Below are 13,919 nucleotides of genomic sequence, written 5' to 3'. Positions count from 1 at the left end.
CGGCTAAAACGCACGGCTAATGCGGATGGCTATTGCGCACAGCTATAGCGCATGGCTCACGAGGAGCAACTGAGTTCGAGCGATTGCGCCCACTCGGGCGGCTCTGCCGCATAAGCGGCGTGCTCCGGCTGTTCGTCGAACGGACGCGAGAGCACGCGCAAGAGCCGCTCCACTTCGCTGAAGTCCTTCTGCGCGGCGCGTTCGATCGCAGTCTGCGCGAGGTGATTGCGCAGCACGAACTTCGGGTTCACGCGGTTCATCGCCGTGGCCCGCGCGGCATCGTCGCGCGGTTCGAGCGCAAGGCGCGCGCGATAGTCGTTCGCCCATGCGTCGAAGGCGGCGCGGTCGAGAAAAAGATCGCGTACCGGCGCATCGTTGTCCGCGCCGTGCTTCGACAGGCGCGCGAGATGGCGAAACGTCAGCGTGAAGTCGGCCCGGTTCGCATGCATGATCTCGAAGAGACGGTTGGCCAGCGCGTCGTCGCTGTCGTGTTCCGTTTCAAGGCCGAGCTTCGCGCGCATGCGTGCTTCGAGCGCGGGCCCGAAATAGCCCTTGAAGCGTTCGAGCACGCCTTGAGCGTCCGCTACCGCACGCTCGCCGCGCGCCTTGTCGTCAGTTGCGTCGTCAACTTCATTGCGCTTCTGGCCGAAGAGCGGCAGCAGCGCCTGCGCGAGGCAGAAGAGATTCCAGTAGCCGATCTGCGGCTGCATGCTGTACGCGTAACGGCCCTGCGAATCCGAGTGATTGCAGATGTGGTTCGCGTTGAAGCCGTCCATGAAACCGAACGGGCCGTAGTCGATCGTAAGGCCGAGAATCGACATGTTGTCCGTGTTCATCACGCCATGGCAGAACCCTACCGCCTGCCATTCGACCATCAGCGCCGCCGTGCTGCGCACGGCTTCGTCGAGCAGCGCGAGATACGGATCGTCGGCTTCGCGCAGATGCGGATAAAAGCGTGTGATTACGTGATCCGCGAGCGTTTGCAGCGCGGCGAAATTATCGTTCGCGTAGAAATGCTCGAAGTGGCCGAAGCGGACGAAACTCGGCGAGACGCGCGTGACGACCGCCGACGTTTCGATCGTCTCGCGCCGCACCGGCTGATCGGAACCGACTACCGTGAGCGCGCGCGTGGTCGGAATGCCGAGGTGGTGCATCGCCTCCGAGCACAGGAACTCGCGGATCGACGAGCGCAGCACGGCGCGGCCATCGCCCATGCGGGAGTACGGTGTGCGGCCCGTGCCCTTGAGCTGAAGCTCGTAGCGCTGGCCGGCGTGCTCGATCTCGCCGAGGCCGAGCGCGCGCCCGTCACCGAGCTGACCGGCCCACACGCCGAACTGGTGGCCCGAATAGACCGACGCATACGACATCGACTGCGGCGTGCGTTCGCGCGTGCCATTGCCTGCGAAGTACGGCGCGAATGCGGGATCGTCGGCGATAGCGGCGTCGAGGCCGAGCCGCGACGCCATGTCCGCCGAGAAGCCGACGAGATACGGCGCGGGCAGCGGATCTGCCGGCAATCGTGTGAAAAAGGTGGTGCCGAGTGCGCCGAAGGCGTCGTCGCGCGCTGCGGTGAGCGCGCATTCGACTTGGGCGAGCGGACCGTCGCGGACGTCGCGCATCGCGGCGCAGTCCGCCAGGGGAGTATTGGGGCCTGGTGAAAACGACATATTGAGCGCCTGATGAATAGCCGATATTGTAAATCCGCGCCAGCGGACGTGCTGGCCGCCCGCTTGAGCCCGCCATGCGGACCGCGACGGCTCGACCATCCGATCAGACACAAGCAGATCACAGACATTCAAGGCGAGGAGACCGCAACGATGACTGCGCCGCTGTTGGGACAGATGATGGATGTACCACTGACCGTATCGTCGCTGATCGCGCACGCGGCGCGGCATCACGGCGGCACGCAGATCGTGTCGCGCCGCATCGAGGGCGACGTGCATCGCTACACGTATCGCGACTGCGAGAAGCGTTCGAAGCAGCTCGCGCAGGCGCTGATCGCGCTCGGCGTCGCGCCGGGCGAGCGCATCGGCACGCTCGCATGGAACGGTTACCGGCATCTTGAGGCGTACTTCGGCGTGCCGGCCTTCGGCGCCGTGTGCCACACGATCAACCCGCGGCTCTTTCCCGAGCAGATCGCGTACATCATCAACCACGCGCAGGATCAGTACGTCCTCTTCGATATCACGTTCGCGCCGCTCATCGACAAGCTCGCTCCGCAGTGCCCAGACGTGCGCGGCTGGATCGCGCTCACCGACGAAGTGCATCTTCCCGGGATGCGCACGCCGGTATTGAGCTACGAGACGCTCATCGAAGCCGAGGACGGCGAATACGAATGGCCGCTGCTCGACGAGCGCAGCGCCTCGAACCTTTGCTACACGTCCGGCACGACCGGCAATCCGAAAGGTGCGCTGTACGCGCACCGGTCGTCGGTGCTGCACGCCTATGGCGCATCGCTGCCCGACGCCATGGCGCTGTCCTCGCGCGACGCGATTCTGCCCGTCGTGCCGATGTTCCATGTGAACGCCTGGGGTGTTCCGTACGCGGCGGCGCTCAACGGCGCGAAGCTCGTGCTGCCGGGCAAGGATCTCGACGGCAAGTCGCTCTACGAACTCATGGAGGCCGAGCGCGTGACGTGCTCGGCGGGCGTGCCGACCGTCTGGCTCGGCCTGCTCGGGTACATGCGCGAGGCGGGTGTGCGCTTCTCCACGCTCAAGCGCACCGTGATCGGCGGGTCGGCGTGCCCGCCCGCGATGTTGCGCGCGTTCGAGGACGAATACGGCGTGGAGGTGATCCACGCGTGGGGCATGACCGAGATGTCGCCGCTCGGGACGCTCGCGAAGCTCAACTGGGAGCAGTCGCAGCGGCCGCTCGAAGCGCAGCGCGCGCTGCTCGAAAAGCAGGGGCGCGTGATCTTCGGCGTGGACATGAAAATCGTCGGATCGCAGGGTGAGGAACTGCCGTGGGACGGCGTCGCGTTCGGCGACCTGCACGTGCGCGGGCCCTGGGTGATCGACCGGTATTTTCGTCAGGAAAACGGTTCGCCGATTGTCAACGGGTGGTTTCCGACCGGCGATGTCGCCACCATCGACCCCGATGGTTTCATGCAGATCACCGACCGCAGCAAGGACGTCATCAAATCGGGCGGGGAATGGATCAGTTCGATCGACCTCGAAAATATCGCCGTGGCGCACCCGGCTGTCGCGGAAGCGGCGTGCATCGCCTGTGCGCATCCACGCTGGACCGAGCGGCCCTTGATTGTGGCGGTACTGAAACCCGGTGCGACGGTCACGCGCGAAGCACTGCTCGCCTTCTATGAAGGCAAGGTGGCGAAGTGGTGGCTGCCCGACGATGTCGTGTTCGTCAAAGAGTTGCCGCACACGGCGACCGGCAAGCTGCAAAAGCTCAAACTGCGCGAGCAGTTCCGCGATCACGTGCTGCCCACGGCGCTTGCCACCGAAAATTGTCCGCTCGGCGAGCCTGGCACCAATCGCTGATAGCGGCTGAGCGCGCGGTTTCATCCATCATCAAGGGTCCAAAGGCGCAACGCGCGGGTTGCGCCTTTTTCTTTGCGCGACGCCGTGTGTGGACCATGCGTGTACCGTGTTTGGCGCAGCGGCCCTCGGTAAAACCCTGATATGTGCGCAGCAATAAGAAATTGAACGAACGTTCTTTTTTGGGTATTCTGCCTTCTGACCGGGAATGTCGGACAATCAAACCGACGACGCACAACGCGGCCCGCACGCATGGAGGCAGCCCAATGGCAGTGGATTACACGACTCGTGACGGCGTCGCCGTCATCACGCTCAACAACCCGCCCGTCAATGGCCTCGGGCTGTCGACCCGGACCGGCATCGTCGAAGGCATCGCGCGCGCGGCGCAGGATCCGGCCGTCACGGCCATCGTGATCACGGGCGCGGGCAAGGCGTTCTCGGGCGGCGCGGACATCACGGAATTCAATACGCCTGCGGCGCTGCAGGAGCCCACGCTCCACACCGTCATCGCGGAAGTCGAGAAGAGCGCCAAGCCAATCGTGGTGGCGATTCATAGCGTCGCCATGGGCGGCGGTCTCGAACTCGCGCTTGGCGCGCACTACCGCATCGCCGCGCCCGGCGCGCAGATCGCGCTGCCCGAAGTGAAGCTCGGCCTGCTGCCGGGTGCGGGCGGCACGCAGCGTCTGCCGCGTGCAATCGGCCTCGAAGCCGCGCTCAACATGATCGTGAGCGGCGCACCGGTCCCCTCCGAAAAGCTCGCGAGTTCGGGCCTCTTCGATGCGATGGCGCAAGGCGATCTGCTCGAAGAAGCCATCGCGTTCGCGCGCAAGGTCGGCGACAAGGCCGGGCCGCATCCGCTCGTGCGCAACCGCAAGATCGCGCATCCGAATGCCGAAGGCTTCCTGCAGTTCTCGCGCAATACCGTCGCGGCGATGTCGAAGAACTATCCGGCGCCGGTGAAATGCGTCGATGCGATTGCGGCGGGCGTGAAGCAAGGCTTCGAGCGCGGCCTCGCATTCGAGCGCTCATGCTTTGTCGAACTCGTGCAGACGCCGGAAAGCCACGCGCTGCGTCATGCGTTCTTCGGCGAGCGTGCCGCAAGCAAGATTCCCGACGTGCCGTCGAGCACGCCTGTGCGCGAGATCGCCCAGGTTGCCGTGATCGGCGCGGGCACGATGGGCGGCGGCATCACGATGAACTTCCTGAACGCGGGCATCGCCGTCACGCTGCTCGAAATGAAGCAGGAAGCGCTCGATCGCGGCCTCGCGACGATCCGCAAGAATTACGAAGTGCAGGTCAAGAAGGGCAAGCTCACGATCGAGAAGCTCGAAGCGCGCATGGCGCTGATCCGCCCGACGCTGTCCTATGACGACCTCAAGTCGGCCGATCTCATCATCGAAGCCGTGTTCGAAGAGCTGGGCGTGAAGGAGCAGGTCTTCAAGCGTCTCGACGAAGTCGCGAAGGCCGGTGCGATCCTCGCATCGAACACGTCGACGCTCGATCTCGACAAGATCGCCGCATTCACGAAGCGCCCGCAGGACGTGGTCGGCATGCACTTCTTCAGCCCGGCCAACGTCATGAAGCTGCTCGAAGTCGTGCGCGGCAAGGACACGGCCAAGGACGTGCTCGCCACCGTCATGCAGATCGCGAAGAAGATCCGCAAGACTGCCGTGGTGTCGGGCGTGTGCGACGGCTTCATCGGCAATCGCATGATCGAGCAATACATCCGCCAGGCGCTTTACCTGCTCGAAGAAGGCGCGCTGCCCGCGCAGATCGACCGCGCAATCGAGAAATTCGGTTTCGCGATGGGGCCGTTCCGCATGAGCGATCTCGCCGGTAACGACATCGGCTGGGCGATCCGCAAGCGCCGCTATCAGGAAAAGCCGGACCTCAAGTACTCGAAGATCGCCGACCGCCTCTGCGAACTCGGCCGCTTCGGCCAGAAGACCGGCGCGGGCTGGTACGACTACAAGGCGGGCGAGCGCAACGCACTGCCTTCCGCGCTCGTCGATGAGATGGTGATCGGCTATTCGAAGGAAGCAGGCATCGTGCGCCGCAAGATCGCCGACGAGGAGATTGTCGAGCGTCTCGTGTTCGCCCTCGTGAACGAAGGCGCAAAGATTCTCGAAGAGGGCATCGCCTCGAAGGCGTCGGACATCGACATGGTCTACCTCACGGGCTACGGCTTCCCGCTGTGGCGCGGCGGCCCGATGCTCTACGCGGACAAGGTCGGGCTCTACAACGTGGCCCGCGCCATTCGCGGCTACGCGCAGCAGACGAATGGCGACGCGTGGCAGATCGCGCCGCTGGTGAGCGCGCTGGCCGGGAAGGGCGGCACGTTCAACTGACCGCGCACGCATTCGGACGCACAAACGGACGCACGAACGGACGGACATCATGAGAAGCGCAGACGACGTGTTGCTGCTGGTCGATCTCCAGTACGACTTCATGCCGGGCGGGGCGCTGGCCGTCGCGCACGGCGACGAAGTCGTGCCGGTGGCGAACCGGCTCGCGAAAGGCTTCAGCCATGTGGTGCTCACGCAGGACTGGCACCCCGCGCAGCACGTGTCGTTTGCGGCCAATCACGCGGGTCGTCAGCCGTTCGAGACGATTGCGCTGCCGTCCGGCGAGCAGGTGCTGTGGCCGACGCATTGCGTGCAGGGCACCAATGGTGCCGCGCTGCATCGCGGGCTCGATGTGCCGCATGCACGCGCGATCATCCGCAAGGGGCATCACGCGGACGTCGACAGCTACTCGGCGTTCCTCGAAGCCGACCGCACGACACCCACGGGCCTTGCAGGCTATCTGCGCGACACCGGCGTGAAGCGCGTGTATTGCTGCGGCCTCGCGACCGACTACTGCGTCGCGTGGTCCGCGCTCGATGCGCGGGCCGCCGGGTTCGAGGTCGTGCTGATCGAGGACGCTTCGCGCGCGATCGATCTGCAAGGCTCGCTCGCTGCCGCGTGGACGCAACTGGCCGCTGCGGGCGTGACGCGCGCGCAGTCAGCCGACGTCGAGCGCGGCGCGGTGTGATTGGCATACTGCGCGGCACCCACGAGCCGTCCGTTTTATTCGGGAAATTTTCGCAGGATCAACGCATTCGCTTGGGATCGCAGCCAGCGCTGAAGCGCCGGCCGCGATCGACACTCAGGAGACACGCATGACCGATGCCGTAATCGTTTCGACCGCCCGCACGGGCCTCGCCAAATCGTGGAAAGGCGCCTTCAACATGACCCATGGCGCCACGCTCGGCGGCCATGTGACGAAAGCCGCCGTCGAGCGCGCCAGGATCGACCCGGCGCGCGTCGAGGACGTGCTCATGGGCTGTGCCAACCCGGAAGGCGCGACGGGCGGCAACATCGCGCGCCAGATCGCCCTGCGCGCCGGACTGCCCGTCACGGTGCCGGGCATGACCGTGAACCGGTTCTGTTCCTCCGGACTGCAGACCATCGCGCTCGCCGCGCAACGCGTGATTGCCGGTGAGGGCGAGGTGTTCGTCGCGGGCGGCGTGGAGTCGATCTCGTGCGTGCAGAACGAGATGAACCGCCACATGATGATGGAAGGCTGGCTCTCGCAGAACAAGCCCGAGATTTACTGGAGCATGCTGCAAACTGCCGAGAACGTTGCGAAGCGCTACGAAATCGCGAAGGATCGCCAGGACGAATACGGCGTGCAGTCGCAGCAACGCGCGGCGGCGGCGCAGGCGGCAGGTCTTTTCAACGCGGAAATCGTGCCGATAACGGTGCTCGCGGGCATCGCCGACAAGGCGAGCGGCCAGCTCGTCACGCGCGAAGTCACGATCGCCGCCGACGAAGGCATTCGCGCCGACACGACGCTCGAAGGCGTGTCGAAGATCCGCACCGCGCTGCCGGGCGGCGTTGTCACGGCGGGCAATGCGAGCCAGTTTTCGGACGGCGCGAGCGCGTGCGTCGTGATGAACGCGAAGGTCGCGGAGCGCGAAGGGCTCGCGCCGCTCGGCATTTTCCGGGGCTTTGCCGTGGCGGGGTGCGAGCCGGATGAGATGGGCATCGGCCCGGTGTTCGCCGTGCCGAAGCTGCTGAAGCAGGCCGGCCTGAAGGTCGAGGATATCGGCCTGTGGGAGCTGAACGAAGCGTTCGCGGTGCAGGTGCTGTACTGCCGCGACAAGCTCGGCATTCCCAACGACCGTCTGAACGTGAACGGCGGCGCCATTGCGGTCGGGCACCCGTACGGCGTGTCGGGTGCGCGCCTGACCGGCCACGCGCTCATCGAAGGCAAGCGCCGCGGCGCGAAATTCGTCGTGGTGACGATGTGCATCGGCGGTGGACAGGGCGCAGCGGGTCTGTTCGAAGTCGTCTGACCCTTGCGCGATGGTGCGCTAGTCGCGCCATCGCCGCGCGCCACACATCGAGAGAAGCGCCGCTCGCGCCGGATGCAGGACAGGTATCATGACGCCTGTCGGTGCGCACCCGGTGCGGCACCCGTTCAATGCAGACTGAAAAGGTGAATACGGTGATTCGTCATATCGTGATGTGGAAGCTCAAAGAGTCGGCCGAGGGCGCAACGCGCGAAGAAAACCTCGTGAAATTCAAGGCTTTGCTCGAAGGCTGCCGCAATCTCGTACCGGGCACGCTGCATCTGGAAGTGGGTCTTGCGCAGCCGGGCCTCGCTTCGACGTTCGACATCGCGCTCGTCTCCGATTTCACCGACAAAGCCGCACTGGACGCCTACCAGGATCACCCCGATCACGTCGTCGTGAAGAAGTTCGCCGGGGCGGTGTCCGAAGGCCGCCAGTGCGTCGATTACGTACTGTGAGTTCGTCCATGACCGATCAGGCGCAGACGCCGCCCGCCATCCTCGAAAGCCCGTTTGTCGATCATCTGGGCGCCCGGCTCGTGAGTGCGACCGACGGTGCGAGTGAAGTGGTGCTGCCGCTGGCCGAGTGGCATCTCAACACCTGGGATATCGCGCACGGTGGCGTGACGATGACGCTGGCCGACATCGCACTCGCCATGGCTGCGCGCAGCGTCGCGGGGGACGGCGTCGGCGTCGTCACCGTCGAGATGAAAGTGAATTTCATGCAGCCCGGGCGCGGCGAGTTGCGCGCGTACGGCCGCGTACTGCACCGCTCGACGACGATGGCCTATTGCGAAGGCGAGATCCGCGACAGCGCGGGCCACTTCGTCGCGAAGGCGCTCGGCACCTTCAAATACATGCGCAGGCTTGCCGTGGGGCGTGAAGTGACGCGCCAGCGGCTGCGCAGCGATCCCACCGCGAAACCGGGACCGAGCGACGGCTGACGCCGCGCGCATCTTCGCTAATTGCCCCGCAAATCGCATCCACCCTACGCGGCCTCGCGCCGCAAAGCGAACGCCATGACCCAGACCAATCGTCAGATTCTGCTCGCGTCACGCCCGCAAGGCGCGGCGGGCGTCGACAACTTCCGTCTCGTCGAGACGCCGCTCGCACCGCTTGCACAAGGCCAGGTGCGCGTGCGCAATCATTACCTGTCGCTCGATCCGTACATGCGTGGCCGCATGAACGACGCGAAGTCGTATGCCACGCCGCAGCCGCTCAATGAAGTGATGATCGGCGGCACAGTCGGCGAAGTCGTCGAGTCGCTCAATCCGAAGTTCAAGGCCGGCGACAAAGTGATCGGCATGTTCGGCTGGCAGGAATTCGGCACGTCGGACGGCTCGGGCCTGAATATCGTCGATACCACGCACGTTCCGCTTTCCGCGTATCTCGGTCCCGTCGGCATGCCGGGCGTCACCGCCTGGTACGGGCTGAACCGCATCATCGCGCCGAAGGCCGGTGAAACGATTGTCGTGAGCGCGGCGAGCGGCGCGGTCGGCAGCGTGGTCGGCCAGCTCGCGAAGCGCGCGGGGTGCCGCGCGGTCGGCATCGCGGGCGGCGAGCAGAAGTGCCGCTATGTGGTCGAAACGCTGGGCTTCGATGCGTGCGTCGACTACAAGGCCGGCAATCTTTATGAGGCGCTCAAGGCGGCGACGCCCGATGGCGTCGACGGCTACTTCGAGAATGTCGGCGGCGAGGTGCTCGACGCGACGCTCGCGCGCATGAACGCATTCGGCCGCATTGCGTTGTGCGGCTTTATCTCGGGCTACGACGGCCAGCCGCAACCGCTGAAATATCCCGCGCTGCTGCTCACGCAGCGCTTGCTCGTGCAGGGTTTCATCGTCAGCGAGCACATGGAGCTGTGGCCGCAGGCGCTCAAGGAACTCGGCACGCTCGTCGCGCAGAAGCAGCTTGTGTATCGCGAGACGGTGGCGGACGGACTCGAAAACGCGCCCGCCGCATTCCTCGGCATGCTCAAGGGCCAGAATTTCGGCAAGCAGCTCGTCAAGCTGATCTAACGCGCTGATTTACAGTCTGATTTACAGCCTGATTCATCGCTTGGTCTGACCCGGCCGGGCCGGCGCGAGGCGCGCTGGCCCGTTTCGTTGACGCTCCCTACCGCAGGATACGCAATGCCTGATCCGTTCCAGTTCGACGGCCGCGTGGCCGTCATCACCGGCGCGGCGAGCGGCTTCGGCCGCGCGTTCGCCGAAAAGGCCGCCGCGCTCGGCATGAAGCTCGTGCTCGCCGATGTCGACAAGACGCCGCTCGATGAGACGGTCGCCGCAATGCGTGCGGCAGGCGCCGAAGCGATCGGCGTGCCGACCGACGTGCGCGACCCGGCAGCCGTCGATGCGCTCGCGAAGGCCGCGCTCGACGCTTTCGGCAAGGTGCATCTGCTCTTCAACAATGCGGGCGTCGGCACCGGCGGCTTCGTGTGGGAGAGCAGCGCGAAGGACTGGGATTGGGTGTTCGGCGTCAACGTGATGGGCGTCGCCAACGGCGTGCGCGCCTTCACGCCGATCATGCTCGCGCAGGGCGAACCGGCGCATATCGTCAATACGGCGTCGGTGGCGGGACTCCTGTCGCCGCCCGCGATGGGCGTCTATAACGCGTCGAAGCACGCCGTCGTCTCGCTCACCGAGACGCTTTATCACGACCTGAAGAGCGTTGGCGCGACGGTCGGCTGCTCGCTCTTGTGCCCGGCGTTCGTGCCCACCGGCATCGCCAATGCCGAGCGCTCCCGTCCCGACGATCTGCGCAACGACGCGCCGCTCACGCGCTCCCAGCAGGCTGCGGATCTGCAACTGCAGCGCGCGGTGCGCTCGGGCCGCCTGACGCCCGCGGACGTCGCGGCGCAGACGTTCGAGGCCGTGCGCGAAGGGCGCTTCTATATCCTCACGCATCCGGGGATTCTCGCGTCGGTGAAAATGCGCCATGAGGATATCGAAACATTGCGCAACCCCATTGATCCGCTTTCGCTGAAACCGGAAGTGAAGCACGCTTCCTGATTTGAACGACCATGACGTTGAACGCGAAGATTGCGTTGGTACTTGAAATGGTGGCCCGCGCACGACGGGCGCCGTATCACACGCTCGCGCCGCACGAGGCCCGTGCGTCGTATGAGAAGAGTGCCTCGGTGCTGGAGATCCCTTCCGCGCCGATGCATTCGGTAGAAGACCTCGATGTGCCGGTGCGCGACGGCGCAACGATCCGGGCACGTCTGTATTACCCGGTCGAACCGCACTGGGCCGAACCGCTGCCCGCGCTCGTGTATCTGCACGGCGGCGGCTTTACGGTGGGCAGTGTGGATACGCACGACGCGCTATGCCGCATGTTCGCGCGCGACGCGCACTGCGCGGTCTTGTCGGTCGATTACCGGCTTGCGCCGGAGCATCTGTTTCCGACTGCGGTCCACGACAGCTTCGACGCCTATAGCTGGCTGCACGCGCACGCGGCCGAATACGCGATCGCTCCAGCGCGTCTCGCGGTGGGCGGCGACAGCGCAGGCGGCACGCTCGCCGCGGTATGTACGGTGCTCGCGCGCGATGCGGGCAGGGCGCCCGTGCTGCAACTGCTGATCTATCCGGGCACGTGCGGGTACCAGGACACGGATTCGCATGCGCGTCTGGCCGATGGCCATCTGCTCACGGCCGAAACGATCCAGTGGTTCTTCAATCACTATGTGCGCGACGCAAACGATCGCGACGACTGGCGCTTCGCGCCGCTCGACGGCACGCGCGAGGCGCCTAGTTTCGCGGGGCTCGCGCCCGCCTGGATTGCGGTCGCGCAATACGATCCGCTAGTCGATGAAGGCGAAGCCTATGCGCAGAAACTGCGCGACGCGGGCAACGCCGTGACGCTCGCGCACTACCCGGGCATGATCCACGAGTTCTTCAAGATGGGCGGTTTCGTGGAGGATGCGCGGCGCGCGCATGCCGAGGCGGCGCAGGCGCTGCGCGAGGCGTTCGGCACGGGCGACTGAGCGCGTCCGGCGGCGAGGGCGGTGTTGAGACCGGCGACAAGGCCGTTAGGGCAGAACGATCGAGAACGCTTCGTGGCGCTCGAAGTGGCCGGGCCGCTCGATGCGGTGCGAGCCGTTGTCGTCGCTGCGTTCGAGTGCTTCGACTTCGATACGCTCGTCCTCTACGCTCACGCGTAGCGCGGTCGTGCCGCGCGTGCCGTAATCGGGTGTGTCGATGAAGGCCGCCGAGAGCGCGCGTTCGCGTGCGAGCGGGATGCCGGTGGCGGGCAGTTCGTCGTCGCGGGCGACTTGCGGATCGCGCATCATCTCGACGAGCCGTTCGAGCGGCGCGGGCTTTGCCGGGCCAGTTTCCGTTACATCCATCGCGCCATTGATGAGTTGCGCGAGTTCGGTGCGCTTCCTCACAAGCTTGGGCCACGGTGTATCGAGCACGGCGTTCGAAATGCCGTGCGTGCCCTCGGGCAGCAGCGCGGGCGCGAGATCGCCGCGATTGCAGTACCAGGCCAGTTCGCGCCGCGTCCAGTCGCCCACCACCAGATTAAAACCGTTGTACAGGCTGCCATCGCGCGCCACTTCGGCGAGATAGCCGAGCGGCGTGTCCGGCTGCCCCTCGGCGCCCGTGAGCCACGCCGAAACGAGCGTGCCGCGCGTGGGCGCATCGGGGCGCATCTCGTGCGGCGCGCGGTAATTCGTGAGCGCGGCGAAGCGGCCGCCGCGCGTCATGCCGAGCCACGTTCCGCCGCCCACCAGATCGCGCCCCGCGAGCACGCCGGGCGCTGCTTGCCACCAGTGCAGCGGATCGGCGGTACGGCGCAGGAATTCGTCGCGATTCGCGGCGAGCGTGAAGAGCGCACCGTCGCGCGCGTGAGGACGCCAGTCGAAGACGATCAGGCACACGGCGTCAGATCCCGCGCGTGCGCCAGCCTATTTGGCACAACCGCGGGCACAAGCGTTGGCACACCCGTTGGCACAAGCGCGGACACAACCGCCTGCGCGCCCGTCACGCCACGCGCGAGCTGACGAAGCAGCGCCAACGCGTCAGGCCTCGGCGGGCAGGGCGTACGGCAGCGGCAGGAAGCGCAGCGCCGGACCATCCGCCGCGCCCAGATGCACGCTGCCCGATTCGAGCGCGGCGAGCTTGATCTCGACGAGCACGTCGACGCCGCCATCGGGCGCCGCAGCCGCGTTGACGATCATCCCGCACGGCTGGCCCGGATCGTCCGAGTGAAAGAGTTCGACGCCCGCACGCGCAACATCGAGGCCCGCCGCAACGCTCGCGAGCGACGTGCGGCGCTTGATCGTGCCGCGATACTGGCTGCGCGCGACGACCTCCTGGCCCGGATAGCAGCCCTTCTTGAAGTTCACGCCGCCGATCACGTCGTAGTTGACCATCTGCGGAACGAACTGCTCGGAGATCGGCTGCGTGATGCGCGGCTCGCCCGCGTGGATATCGAGCCAGTCCCAGACCTCGGGGGCGACGCGCTTCAACTGGCCGTCGAGCGCGGCGAGCCGTGCCTCGACCGCTTCTTTCGGGCCGATCCACAGATAGCGAAGGCGACCGGCTGCATCGGGCACGCGGATCAGCGTACCGGCCGGATCGTCCACCTTGACGTGGACGCCGTCGGGCAGCGCGTTGAACTGTGCGGCGAGCGCGTCGCGTACGTCGCCCGCGAGGCCGACCACGAGCAGTGCGCTGCTGCCATCGGTGAGCTTCGCTTTCGAGCGCAGCACGAACATCGAAAGACGTTTCTGCACGCTCGCCTGCAGGTCCTTCGACATCAGCAGGCGAATCGTGTCGCCGGTCTTCCAGGTGAGGAACGACGCGAGCAGGCGGCCCTTCGGCGAGCAGTAGCCCGCGAGGCGCGCGCCGGTCACGTCGAGATGCTGGACGTCGTTGGTGAGCTGGTTGTGCAGGAAGCTTGCGGCATCGTCGCCGTGAGCGTCGATCACGCCTAACTGCGGCAGGATCGCGTACGCGCCGCGCTTGAGCACGGCGTCAAAGTCGTCGGCAGCGGGGCGTTCGGTGGCGGTGGGCGGGAGCGTTGCAGCAGAGTCGAGCGGGGAGTTCATGGATTCGGTGAACAGTCAATCCTGACGTTGGCGAG

Annotated in this window: 12 protein-coding genes; 9 read left to right on the top strand and 3 right to left on the bottom strand. The window is 65.9% G+C overall.

Annotated elements, in window-relative coordinates; translation table 11 throughout:
* Positions 1-56: 56 nt before the first annotated feature.
* Positions 57-1,619, bottom strand: coding sequence for a protein adenylyltransferase SelO (locus EPN59_RS05510; RefSeq protein ID WP_293040933.1), 1,563 nt, complete (start codon positions 1,617-1,619; stop codon positions 57-59).
* Positions 1,620-1,817: 198 nt separating this feature from the next.
* Here EPN59_RS05510 and EPN59_RS05505 point away from each other — a divergent pair, with 198 nt between their 5' ends.
* The 9 genes from EPN59_RS05505 (at position 1,818) to EPN59_RS05465 (ending at position 11,814) form a co-directional block, all read left to right on the top strand.
* A complete protein-coding gene (locus EPN59_RS05505; RefSeq protein WP_293045669.1) occupies positions 1,818-3,497 on the top strand; it encodes a 3-(methylthio)propionyl-CoA ligase in 1,680 nt (559 codons plus the stop codon).
* A 263-nt stretch (positions 3,498-3,760) separates the two neighbouring features.
* Positions 3,761-5,842, top strand: coding sequence for a 3-hydroxyacyl-CoA dehydrogenase NAD-binding domain-containing protein (locus tag EPN59_RS05500; protein ID WP_293045666.1), 2,082 nt, complete (start codon positions 3,761-3,763; stop codon positions 5,840-5,842).
* A gap of 49 nt (positions 5,843-5,891) precedes the next feature.
* Positions 5,892-6,527 carry a bifunctional nicotinamidase/pyrazinamidase gene (gene pncA, locus EPN59_RS05495; RefSeq protein WP_293039020.1) on the top strand — a complete coding sequence of 212 codons (636 nt, stop codon included), beginning with the start codon at positions 5,892-5,894 and terminating at the stop codon, positions 6,525-6,527.
* 127 nt (positions 6,528-6,654) lie between these two features.
* Positions 6,655-7,833 carry an acetyl-CoA C-acyltransferase gene (locus EPN59_RS05490; protein ID WP_293039023.1) on the top strand — a complete coding sequence of 393 codons (1,179 nt, stop codon included), beginning with the start codon at positions 6,655-6,657 and terminating at the stop codon, positions 7,831-7,833.
* 152 nt (positions 7,834-7,985) lie between these two features.
* Positions 7,986-8,288 (top strand): Dabb family protein, encoded by a 303-nt coding sequence (locus EPN59_RS05485; protein WP_363928546.1) that lies wholly within the window; start codon positions 7,986-7,988, stop codon positions 8,286-8,288.
* Positions 8,289-8,296: 8 nt separating this feature from the next.
* The gene (locus EPN59_RS05480) at positions 8,297-8,773 is read left to right on the top strand and encodes a PaaI family thioesterase (RefSeq protein ID WP_293039029.1); all 477 of its coding nucleotides are present in this window, start codon (positions 8,297-8,299) and stop codon (positions 8,771-8,773) included.
* A 75-nt stretch (positions 8,774-8,848) separates the two neighbouring features.
* Entirely contained in the window at positions 8,849-9,847 is a 999-nt protein-coding gene (locus EPN59_RS05475; protein ID WP_293039032.1) for an NADP-dependent oxidoreductase, read from the top strand.
* A gap of 114 nt (positions 9,848-9,961) precedes the next feature.
* Complete coding sequence (locus EPN59_RS05470) at positions 9,962-10,840, top strand: SDR family oxidoreductase (protein ID WP_293045663.1); 879 nt, start codon at positions 9,962-9,964, stop codon at positions 10,838-10,840.
* Positions 10,841-10,851: 11 nt separating this feature from the next.
* Entirely contained in the window at positions 10,852-11,814 is a 963-nt protein-coding gene (locus tag EPN59_RS05465) for an alpha/beta hydrolase (RefSeq protein ID WP_293039038.1), read from the top strand.
* A gap of 45 nt (positions 11,815-11,859) precedes the next feature.
* Here EPN59_RS05465 and EPN59_RS05460 read toward each other — a convergent pair whose 3' ends face one another.
* Both EPN59_RS05460 and EPN59_RS05455 read right to left on the bottom strand, forming a co-directional pair.
* Positions 11,860-12,711 carry an NRDE family protein gene (locus tag EPN59_RS05460; protein WP_293045660.1) on the bottom strand — a complete coding sequence of 284 codons (852 nt, stop codon included), beginning with the start codon at positions 12,709-12,711 and terminating at the stop codon, positions 11,860-11,862.
* Between the two features lie 141 nt (positions 12,712-12,852).
* Complete coding sequence (locus EPN59_RS05455; protein WP_293037282.1) at positions 12,853-13,884, bottom strand: folate-binding protein; 1,032 nt, start codon at positions 13,882-13,884, stop codon at positions 12,853-12,855.
* Positions 13,885-13,919: the final 35 nt, after the last annotated feature.

Origin of the sequence: Paraburkholderia sp. (assembly GCF_004298475.1) — a bacterium.
GTDB lineage: Bacteria > Pseudomonadota > Gammaproteobacteria > Burkholderiales > Burkholderiaceae > Paraburkholderia > Paraburkholderia denitrificans.
This window is presented reverse-complemented; position numbering and strand designations above follow the sequence as displayed.